This is a genomic window from Clostridium tepidiprofundi DSM 19306 (assembly GCF_001594005.1).
GTDB lineage: Bacteria > Bacillota > Clostridia > Clostridiales > Clostridiaceae > Clostridium_AC > Clostridium_AC tepidiprofundi.
On sequence record NZ_LTBA01000026.1, the window covers coordinates 22,982 to 34,398 of the forward strand.

Annotated in this window: 8 protein-coding genes; 1 reads left to right on the forward strand and 7 read right to left on the reverse strand. The window is 27.9% G+C overall.

Annotated elements, in window-relative coordinates; translation table 11 throughout:
* Window positions 1-14 precede the first annotated feature (14 nt).
* From cas5b to CLTEP_RS09800, 7 genes are all read right to left on the reverse strand, one after another.
* A complete protein-coding gene (cas5b, locus tag CLTEP_RS09770) occupies window positions 15-776 on the reverse strand; it encodes a type I-B CRISPR-associated protein Cas5b (protein ID WP_066826195.1) in 762 nt (253 codons plus the stop codon).
* Window positions 777-784: 8 nt separating this feature from the next.
* Window positions 785-1,672, reverse strand: a complete 888-nt coding sequence (gene cas7i, locus CLTEP_RS09775; protein ID WP_066826198.1) for a type I-B CRISPR-associated protein Cas7/Cst2/DevR — start codon at window positions 1,670-1,672, stop codon at window positions 785-787.
* On the reverse strand, window positions 1,665-3,356 hold the full coding sequence (gene cas8a1, locus CLTEP_RS09780; RefSeq protein ID WP_084364849.1) for a type I-B CRISPR-associated protein Cas8b1/Cst1: 1,692 nt from the start codon (window positions 3,354-3,356) through the stop codon (window positions 1,665-1,667). The genes cas7i and cas8a1 overlap by 8 nt, the downstream gene beginning before the upstream one ends.
* A 3-nt stretch (window positions 3,357-3,359) precedes the next feature.
* Window positions 3,360-4,106 (reverse strand): CRISPR-associated endoribonuclease Cas6, encoded by a 747-nt coding sequence (gene cas6, locus CLTEP_RS09785; RefSeq protein WP_242863905.1) that lies wholly within the window; start codon window positions 4,104-4,106, stop codon window positions 3,360-3,362.
* 53 nt (window positions 4,107-4,159) lie between these two features.
* Complete coding sequence (locus CLTEP_RS09790) at window positions 4,160-5,110, reverse strand: helix-turn-helix transcriptional regulator (protein WP_066826209.1); 951 nt, start codon at window positions 5,108-5,110, stop codon at window positions 4,160-4,162.
* 253 nt (window positions 5,111-5,363) lie between these two features.
* Window positions 5,364-7,496 carry an RNA degradosome polyphosphate kinase gene (locus CLTEP_RS09795; RefSeq protein ID WP_066826213.1) on the reverse strand — a complete coding sequence of 711 codons (2,133 nt, stop codon included), beginning with the start codon at window positions 7,494-7,496 and terminating at the stop codon, window positions 5,364-5,366.
* An 83-nt stretch (window positions 7,497-7,579) separates the two neighbouring features.
* A complete protein-coding gene (locus CLTEP_RS09800; RefSeq protein WP_066826216.1) occupies window positions 7,580-9,106 on the reverse strand; it encodes a Ppx/GppA phosphatase family protein in 1,527 nt (508 codons plus the stop codon).
* A gap of 621 nt (window positions 9,107-9,727) precedes the next feature.
* Here CLTEP_RS09800 and ppx point away from each other — a divergent pair.
* Window positions 9,728-11,254 (forward strand): exopolyphosphatase, encoded by a 1,527-nt coding sequence (gene ppx, locus CLTEP_RS09805; RefSeq protein WP_066826219.1) that lies wholly within the window; start codon window positions 9,728-9,730, stop codon window positions 11,252-11,254.
* Window positions 11,255-11,417 lie beyond the last annotated feature (163 nt).

The window sequence follows — 11,417 nt, forward strand, 5'->3', positions numbered from 1 at the left end:
CAGAAAACTCAACTTTAAGTAAAAAATACAGGATTATTATCAGAATCAAAGGTAAATTCCTCATCTGCATATAAAAAGTCCCTATCTTTAACAGCATGCATTACTCTAACTTTCTTCCACTGCCTTATAAAAGTATCCTTTTTTACTTTTACTAAATCATAATATCTATTTAATTTATATACAGTAGCATTTGATACAAACTCATCCCTATCAAACATATCAACAGGTATATATGCATCGTACTTTAGCTTTAAATTTGTATCGTCTAAAAATTTTTCTTCTATGTCAACAATCTTTACATCTTTAATTCTTACAATATCTTCTCTTCTACCAAGTGACACATATTCTCTGGGATTTTTAAATGCTTCATATATTATTGGAATTAGCTCCTCATCTTCAGGTTTAATGTGAATTAACAGATCTACATCCACAAGAAGCTCAACTGTAGAAACACCTCTTATTGCTCCATAATATTTTTCTACTTCTTCGCCTGTCTTTTTCTTTACTTCTTTTCCTTTTAGCTTTATATTATGCCTATTTTCCTCATACCCTGCTCCTGCAAATTCATATCTTGTATACAAGTCATTTACTTTAGAATTATAAGTACCCTGTATACTTATTTGCATAGGATTGTACTCTTCAAAACCACATGCATAATGAATCATCCCATTAACAGTAGAATAAGGAGGCAAAGGATACGTTTCTTTAAGTTGAAAACTTGTTGGCTTTTTATAATTCACTAAATTCTGATACAATTCAATTCTTACTGCTTTCATATACTCACCTACTTAGCCTCTTCCTTATAATATTCGTTTACCCTTTTCTTAAGATTTTCAAAAAATTCACCCATAGACACTGATTTTAGCTCTTTTTCAATCTCATCATCATTATCTAATATACCTTTAATTAAACCAACTGAAGTATTGATTTTTATATTATTGTCAAGTTCAAGAATATCTTTTATTGTATCAACTTTAATTCTATTTTTCTTTATCTTAACTTTATTTTCAAAGAAAGGATTTTTAATATCATAAACTCCACCAACTGCAAATAATGGAGTTAAATTTTCTCTTCTTCCTTTTATATCTCTATATAAGAATTTTAAAGTATCAAGAAATCTGATTACTCTATCTGCTTTGACACTATTATCTATCTCAATATTATCGTTTTTGTCTATTCCTACCTTATCTAAATCAATAGTAATTGTATATGCATAGTAAGACTTGTGTATTTCACTTTGAGCAATATTACCTCCATCTTTAGATTCTTTTTTTTGCGAATTATATCTATCCAGCAATCCTTTATTAGTTAAAAAATCTAAGTCTGCATTAAAGCTTTCTAAAGCTATAGCATTTGAAAGTCTTACAACTGCTGCACGAGTTCTTGCTGGTTTTTGAGTTTTCATATACCCAAAAAGATCAATTTCTGCATAATCCTCTATAGTAGCCTCTGGAGCAAATTGAATAACAGACCCGTCAACATCTAAAGGTGTATTATCTTCTCCCATTTGATTTATAATATTATATCTTAAAGCTTGCCTCGAAATATAACTGTAACTATCCCCTGTTTCTCTTGATATTTTTTTTAGTGAAGTTACATTTCCTACCCCTTCACCATAGTTTGCACTTTCAGCTTCAAATATAAACGTTGCAGTTAACCCCTTTTTATTCATTACCTTTTTCCTCCTTAACTGAATTTAATTTTCCATTTTCTCCTTGTAATCCCAATATAAAAGCATAACCTACTGTTTGAAGCTTGTTGTCACCTTTTAATGCATCAAGTAGTATAACTGGAATTTGCTTTCCTGCATACATATAAGAATTTACAAGTGTATCCATGAATTTGTTTTGATTCTTTGTTTTCAAAGCATTAAGAAGTCTATAGCATATACCACCCATCTTATTATCAGCTTTTTTACTTTTATAAACTTCTCTTAATTCATATCCTAATTGTTGAATCTTATCTATATCTTTATAATAAACTCCCTGTTTACCCATAATACCTCCTATAAAATCATTATTAATTTTTATAATTGATTTAACGCATCCTAATCTATTGAATCTTCCATCTAAATTTAATACTAAAAGCTTATTTATAATATCAAACTGATTTTTATTGTTGTAAAGTCTTTCAACAACTTCTCTATAAAGATTTATATACTCTTTTGGCCCAACCTTCGCTGAAACTTTAATTAACGATCGTAATCTTTTTTTATGATTAACTATAACCTTAAGTTTCTTATTCGAAAGCATATTAAAAGTATATGGTCTTCTTTCATTACTGCTATCAAGCTTAACTATCTGGATATTATCAATTTCCTTTGATGCTCTTTCTATTTCACTCTGTTTTAAGCTATCTGCCACCATAAAATAACTTTCATCTTCAAGTTCCTCAAAACTTGTATTATTATCAATAGCAGTATTGTTTACTTTTATTATATTCTCCATTGAAGAATTTTCATTTATAAATATTCCCCTATCCCTTATAACAGTAAATCCTGCTGGAATACAAGAATATACCAAATTACATACAGGACATATAAAAGAATCTCCGTAAAAATTCCAAAAATGTGATGACTTTCTTGACATATCAACACCCATTTTATTAAGCCATGTTAAATCATAGGATGCTGGTTTAGATAATTTTAAAATAGGTGCATCACAACTGAAACATCTGTATTTATATTTTTTCTTATCCGCTTCTAGATAGTTTGATATATTATCAATAAAGTACTCTTTAAAATTATCACACATATCCTTTGTATTATTAGATGTATGCAAAACACTTACACCTGACCAAAACCTAGCTATTATATCATATATAACATTCTTTTCAAGTATTATTTTCTTTACATCATCTCTTTTAAGATAAGTAATTATATCTTCAATATTCTTAAATTGCTCTTTTATCTGTGGAAGCATCTCTTTAATAGACTGCTTCTTGCTAACTTTTATTTTCTTAAGTTTTTTTTCTTCTTTTAAAATGTCTACATCTTTATCATTTATAATAATGTATCCACTCTTGTAGCTTGCACTTTTCAATCTAATTTTTGTATATTCAATATAGTCATTAAGCTTTTTTAGAAAACCATCATTCAAGCTGTCTTCATCAAAATTATTGATTTCATCCTCAAAAGAAACTATTCTATACCATGAAGTAAAATTTTTATATTTATTTACAAAATAATCAAAATATTTTTCTTCAAAGTTTTCAAGTACTTCTTTATTAAACTCTAACGTATTTCCAACCTTTTTTACTGTATCACCTGCAGTTTCTAATATTTTTGCAATTCCTACAACTCCAGCATTATATAACCAATCCGATAACTCAAGTTTTATAATACCTATTTCTCTCACCTCCTATCCTACAACTTCAATCATTCCAAACCCTTGTGAACGTTTAAAACCTAGCCCAAGACTATAAATATCTTTAATATCATTTACGTCTCCTTGAAGCTGAAAAACTCCTACATAACTGTTCACATAATAAAATGGTTTACCGGTCTTTTCTTTAAAATTTCTAATTTGCTCTTTTACAACTCTTTTTTTCATGTTAACAGCTTTAAACTTTAAATTCTCTTTTAGACCATATCCCCTAAAACTTTCAAGTGTCTTATTAGCTATATAATTTAGCTCTTTCTCATAATCTTCATGGTCAATCTCTAGCATTTCATTATTCTTGTTTTTAATACAAATTGGGGATAACGTATTGAATAGTATCGTACTACTATTTATCTCTTTTTCTTTTTGCAAGTTAATTCTCACTTTGTTAATAGAAAATTCTTCTTTATACTCAAATGTTTTAATTTTCAATAAGCCATTATAAAGCTTGATCATAAATTCATAATCTGGAGAACTAATGTTTATAATGACTTTATCATTTATAGTAAAAACCTCTCCTTCCTTCTTGAAATCTTTTAAGAAAACTGAAAAACAAAAATTCTTAGTTTTCTTATTAGCTTTACCATTTTCATAAGTATAAAGTTTTAAGAAATATTCTTTATCCGTTTTATTTAAAGCTTCTTTAATAAGACTTACAATCATCATTTGGTAAGCTATCGGAAATTTATCCGTTTTATATTCACAACTTAATCTCAATATTGTCACCTCCTACTTTTAATTATAACTCATATTGTGGACATATATTGGCATATATAAATTTATTTATATAATTTTATCATTTTTTCTAATTCTTCTTTTATTTCTTTCTTTAAATCTATTGGTTTTATAACTTCAACACTGCTTCCCATACTTAAAATCCAACTTTTAATTTCTGTTTTTCCTTTCATTGTAGCCTCAAATAAAATCGAATTCTCATCTGTTATTTCAACTATATGCTGGTTTTCTACCCATATCTTTTCTTTTATAATTTGTGCCATTGGATATTTGATCTTTAATTTTAAATTAATCTCCTCATCTTTAAAAATACCAAAACAATTTGCCATATAATTTCTTGAATCAAAATTATCATCCTCTGGAAATTTTTCTTCTAATATTTCATATGATTTTATACGTGACATCTTAAAATCTCTTATATCTTTTCTAAGTTCACAAAATCCAACAAAATACATCGAATTTCTATATTGAAAAATAACATATGGTCGTACTATCCTCTCCTTTTCTCCTGTATTTAGCGAATGATACTTGATTTTAATTTTATTCCTAGTTATTATTGCAGCATTAATATCAAGCCATATCTGACGTTCTTTTTCATAATCATAATTTGGTCTTATATTTTTTATAAAATACTCAGAATGGATTTCTTGCAAACTCGTTTTTTCTTTTATAGCAATTAATTTATCTACTATTAATTTAAAATCTTTATACATAATAAATCCACTGCTTTTAAGGTGTTTCTTTACAGTTATCAAAGTAGAATATTCTTCATCACTTAAATTTAATCCAAGTAAATAATCTTTTCCTTCATACATATATCCCCCATCTTTACCTTTAATTGAAGTAATATATATTCTAGCTTGCTCTAAGTCGTCTTTATATCTTCTTACTTCTCTTTCACTTACACCTAGTTCAGTTGCTATTTCAGAAATTTTCATCTTTCTTCTACTTTTTAATAATATTAGCATATTTAGTGCGTTACCAACTCTACTCATGTTTGTTTCACCTTCGTTCTATATTATCTTAAAAGTCTCATTTTAATAATTCTATTATTGTTATAAATATCCTTTAAAATTTTAATTTTTCCAATTTTATAAAACTCCTACAGTTTTACAATTGGAATATTAAAGATTTTTATTTGGAATGGAGTATACTTTTCATCTAAAGTCATTATATTTTGCTTTAGCAAAACAAATTCACATAAAAAATAGCCTATCAGCTTTTAGCCAATAAGCGTATCCCCTCCCATCACACATCCTCCACATTTCTCACAGGACGAAAAGCAAATGGAGCTTCTTCTTGTTCTATTTCTTCTTTTGATTTTTTATTTTCGTTTATCTCTTCATAAAAATAATCCTGAGAATTAAGAGGTTTTTCATCATTGATTTTGTTCCTTGAATAAGTACCATCTTGATTTAATATTCTTGCTTTTACATTGTCTTTTAAATAAGTATAGAGTATTTCTTTTATTTTATCTTTGATTTCATTGTCTTCTACCGGAAATAGCAATTCCACCCTTTTATCAAGGTTTCTAGGCATCCAGTCTGCACTAGAAAGATATAATTTTTCTTCACCATCATTATAGAAGTAAAATATCCTTGAATGTTCTAGATATCTTCCAATTATGCTTATTACATTTATGTTTTCACTTATTCCATCTATTCCTGGTCTTAAACAGCATATTCCTCTGACTATTAGATTTATCTTTACTCCTGATGCAGATGCTTTGTAGAGTTCATCTATTATTTTTTTGTCAACTAATGAATTGAATTTAGCTATTATTTGTGCTTTTTTCCCTATTTTAGCGTTTTCAGCTTCGTTTTGTATTAGCTTTATAAACTCATCTCTCAAGTCTAATGGTGCTATTGTAAATTTATTCATGTTTCTAAATTCTGTATATCCTGAAATCATGTTAAATAGTGCAGATGCATCTTCACCAAAATATGGATTAGATGTGATTATATCAATATCAGTATAAAATTTTGCCGTCACATCATTGTAATTTCCTGTGCTTAAATGCACATACCTTCTTATTCCTTCTTCCTCATTTCTAACAATAAGCAATATTTTGCAGTGAGTTTTTAGTCCTAATAACCCATATATAACATGGCAACCTGCTTTTTCTAGCCTTTTTGCCCAGTTTATGTTGTTTTTTTCATCAAATCTTGCTTTTAGTTCTACTAATACTGTTACCTGCTTGCCATTTTCAGCTGCCTGTACAAGTGCTTCTACTAATGGTGAATTGCCACTAACTCTGTATAATGTTTGCTTTATCGCAAGCACTTTATTATCTTTTGCTGCCTGCTGTATCATTTTTACCACTATATCAAATGAGTCATAGGGACGATGAAGTAGTATATCCTTTTTAGAAATAATTTTGAATACATCATCTTCATATTCATTTTCAAATTCTATTGGAATTCTAGAAATTCTTTTAGGGTATTTTAAATTGTCAAATCCATTTACAGAATAAAATTTAGATAAATATGTAAAGTCAATTATGCCATCAATTTTGTAAACCGCTTTTTCTGGAATTTCAAGTTCTTTTTTTAGTCTGTTTATCAGTTTTTTATTTATGTTGCTTTCAATTTCCATACGTACAACTGCTCCCCATTTTCGCTTTTTTAATGATTTTTCAATGGATTTGAGCAAGTCTTCTGCCTCTTCTTCATCATATCTTAAATCAGCATTTCTCGTAATCCTAAAGCAACCCGAACAAATAATATTGTTTCCTAGAAAAATTTCCTGTAAATACATCTTTATAATATCTTCCATCAACATAAAACAATGCTCATCATTATTTGAAGGTATTTTTATGTATCTTCCGAGTACAGAAGGAACTTGAAGCAGTCCTAATACTGGTTCACTATCTTTTGCAAGTAAAAGTGCAATATTTAAGCTTTTATTTAATATAAGTGGAAATGTTCTGCTATTATCAACTATTATAGGCGTAAGTACAGGATATACTGTATTCCTATAATAGTTATTCAAAAATTCAACTTGTTTCAAAGATAATTCTTGTTTCTTCAAAAAATGAATTCCATTCTTTTTTAGCTCATTTGAAAGCGAGAAATTATAAGTATCATGCAACTGCTTCATCATTTTGTAGGCTCTTTTAAATATCAAATCAAGTTGTTCTTCAGGAATTAATCCTGCAATATCTTTTTTGTGAAACCCTGCTTGTATTTGGTCCCAAAGTGAGCCAACTCTTATCATAAAAAATTCATCTAGATTAGAGCTTACTATAGACATAAATTTTAATCTTTCAAATAATGGATTACTTTTATATTGTACTTCTTCAAGAACTCTATGATTAAATTCGAGCCAACTCAATTCTCTGTTTATGTAGTTTTTATGGTTTTTTAAATCCACTATGTTCATTATAATCTTTCTCCAATCTACTCTTTTCGTTCTTTAACAACTGCTTCAATACTTATCTGTTATAACTGGGTATTCTATATTCTCTATACTTTTCGTTCTTTAATAACTGCTTCAATACCCATAACTTCATTAAAAAAATTACTTCTCTTGTTGAAACTCCATTTTTCTAGTGTTATATCATAATCGCTATATACTAAAAATTTAGCTTTTGTTTTTCCCATATCAACATGTAAGTCCTTTATTTTTTGTTTATGCGATGTATCTAGTGCTTCAGCCAATTTCAATATTGCCGCTAGCTTTGATACTACTATTTTGTCCTCTTCGCTTAGGTATTTATATTGTTTGTGTTCCTTCTTAGGAATCATATCTCCATGATACATAGCTGTAGCTGCTATTATGTTCTTTTCTCTTTCTGACAATCCCATTATATTTTCAGCTTTAATAATGCTATAGCAATATATCTCATTGTTGTTTATATCCACATATTTGCCAATATCATGAAGTATAGATGCCGATTTAAGATAAAACTTCTCCTTTTCTGAAAATCCGTGAATGCTCTTTGTACCATCAAAAATATTAATTGCAAACTTCTTTACGCATTTTGAATGATTTATATCTGCACCATATTTTTCGCACATATACCACATTGATCCTAAAATATCCTTAACTGATTTTCTCCCTCGTTCAGTATTAAACATTTCATCAACCATATTAATAAGTAAACCATACCTTAATGATATGGTTGGTATATATACTCCCTTTGCCTCTGTTATATTGAAAAATGAACGCAGTATTATAAGCGATGGGAGCAAAAATTCCGCTTGATTTTTGTGCAATTTATATTTTTCCATTATCTTTTCCATTGAAACATTTTTTGTATCATCAAATAATTCATTTATTGCTTTCTTGCTTATGTATTCATCATCATTCTTGAGCAAAAAATTAAAGCTTTTAAATTCTCCACCAAGTCCAACAAAATTTTTTATAGACATGTTTTTTATTATGCTTTTGATGGGATACATTTTGCTATCTAAATACTGCTCCATTATACTCGCAAAATCCAAAGTTTTCTTTTCTAAATCAGACAGTATTTCTCTCATTCTCAGTGAACCAACCTTTATGTATTCTGTAAATTTTAAATATTTTTTGTCATACACTGATATTTCAATACCACCAGAACCAATATTAATAACTAATACACCTTTTTTAACCATTTCTTCTATTCCGGGAAGCACTTCATAAAGTGCCTTATTAATAAAAAACCTTTCTTGAGAACTGTTTATTATCTCTGTATTAATTCCAGCCTTCATCCTTATCTGCTCAAGTACATACTCTCTATTTTCAGCTTCCCTAATGCTACTAGTTGCAACTGCTCTGTACCACTTAATATTGTAGTCATTAATAATTTGATGAAATCCATTAAAGACTTCACATATTTCATTTATGGTTTTAATATTTATTCTCTTAGTCGCAAATGTATCTCTGCCTGCATTTGTTGGCATCTTTAAGTCTTCGAGTATTTTTATTTTTCCATTTGCATTTACTTGAGAAATCATAAGTCCTAGAGAATTAGAACCCAAATTTATTGAAGCAATAATCTCATTCTTCATATTCTATTCTCCGATCATATATCTATTTTTATTAAGGCATTTTTAACAAAATAGACTAATATATTTAATTTGTTATTTTCTTTCAAATGCCTAAAAGCAATATCAAACATTCTATTATTACATTATTTCTTTTTATACTCACACTATATTCAAGACATCGACATTTCGTATAAAATTTTATAATTACATCATTTCTTTTTATACAAACACGTATACTTTATTATTTGTATACTAATAATAAAATATCCCTATTGCTATATAAATGTAAACTCATTTTGCTAAAGAAAAGCTTCAAAACTTCAAGCAAAAACTTTACTTTATCTAACTTCAATTCGTAATATGCAATATTTATATTTAATATACATATATTTTGTATTAATATTCACTATAAAACTCTCTACATGATGCATTTTTTCGTTGTAATATAATAATAAAAATCTAAATTACGAATTGAAGTTTATCTAAATCAAAAGCTTCAATATACCACTTATAGAAATGGGAATCTTAAAAAAACAAATATTACATCAAAATAGAGAAAGGAGGAACTGCTACTACAGAAAATATTAAAAAGCATATATTCAATATACAAAGAATTCATATTTTGAGTAGCAGAAAAAATCAATGAAAAATATTTCTATAATTGACATAGGTTCCAATTCACTACGTCTTATTTTAGTTTCTATATTCGATAATGGAGCTTTTAAAGTAATTGATGAATTTAAGGAGTCCATTAGATTAGGTTCTGATATGAAAGATAACTGTTTAAATGAAAATAGAATGAGTAATGCAATAGAACTTCTAAAAACATTTAAAAAGCTATCTGATTCTGTACAAGTTTCTCCTATAATAGCAGTTGCAACTGAAGCTGTACGCAAAGCAAAGAATAAAAACATATTCTTGGAAAAAGTTAAAAATGAATGTGGAATTGATATAAAAGTTCTCACAGGAGAAGAAGAAGCCTATTATGATTACTTAGGTGCAATTAACAGCATAAACACAAAAGATAGTATTATTATTGATATTGGTGGCTCAAGTACTGAACTTGCATGGATTGAAAATAATACAATCAAAGAATCAATAAGCCTTCCTATAGGAGCAATTGTTCTTTCTAAAAAATTTGATATCAATAATAAGTTGTCAAATAAAGAAGAAAATCAAATAGTTGACTTTATTACAAAAACATTTAATGATATTCCTTGGCTAAAAAACGTAAAAAACTTACCTGTTATAGGAATAGGAGGAACAATACGAAACATTTGCAAAATACACAGAAAAAATATTGATTACCCATTAGATTTAAACCACAATTATATTATGTCTGCTAAAGACGTCAATGAAGTATATTCAATTGTTAAATGTAAATCAACAGATGAACTGAAAAAGTTAAAAGGGTTATCCAAAAACAGAGCTGATATATTTGCAGGAGCATGTTGTGAATTCAACACCTTTATAGAACTTTTAGATACAAAGCATATAATTATAAGTGGCTATGGTTTAAGAGAAGGATTAGTTTTTGAATATGTTTTTAATAATTATAACGTCAAAAAAAATGTACTTGATTTCTCTTTAGATTGTATAATGACTAATCTTAATTTGAATAAAAATCATTCAATGCACGTATATAATCTCACTTTATCACTTTTTAACCAACTTTCAGAATTACATTGTATTGAAGATGATTTAAATAACGTCATAAAAACAGCTTGTTTTTTACATGATTGTGGCACAAGTATAAGCTACTATGATCATCATAAACATTCATTTTACATAATGACAAATTCGAGAATACGTGGATTAAGTCATCGTGAACTTCTATTGAGTGCATTTATTGCTGCTAACCATAGAAAAGGTACTTTTAGCATCTCTAAAACAAAGTATAAAAAAATATTATCCTCCAATGATGAAAGGATAATAAAAATTGTAAGTATTATGTTAAGACTTTCAGAGAGTTTAGATAAAAATCTTGCAGGAAGTGTTAAGGATATAAGCTGTAAAATTGATAATGAAACTGTTTTTATAAATCTAATTTCAGAAGAATATCCTTCTTTAGAAATCATAGAAGCTCAAAAAAACGCAGAGAATTTCAAAGAGCTATTCAATAAAAAACTTGTATTGAAACATAACAAATCTGCAAATAATTTAAAGTGATTTAATCTTAAAACTAAACTTCAAGTTGTTTTTTTCGTGAACTACCCTCCACTTACTTCGTTGAAGTGGGGGCTTCTTGGTCAATACTCCCAATGGAGCAAGTTTACCCAAGCTAACAAGGTCGTCCCAACCTCTGATTATTACCAAAATTATATAGCTAATT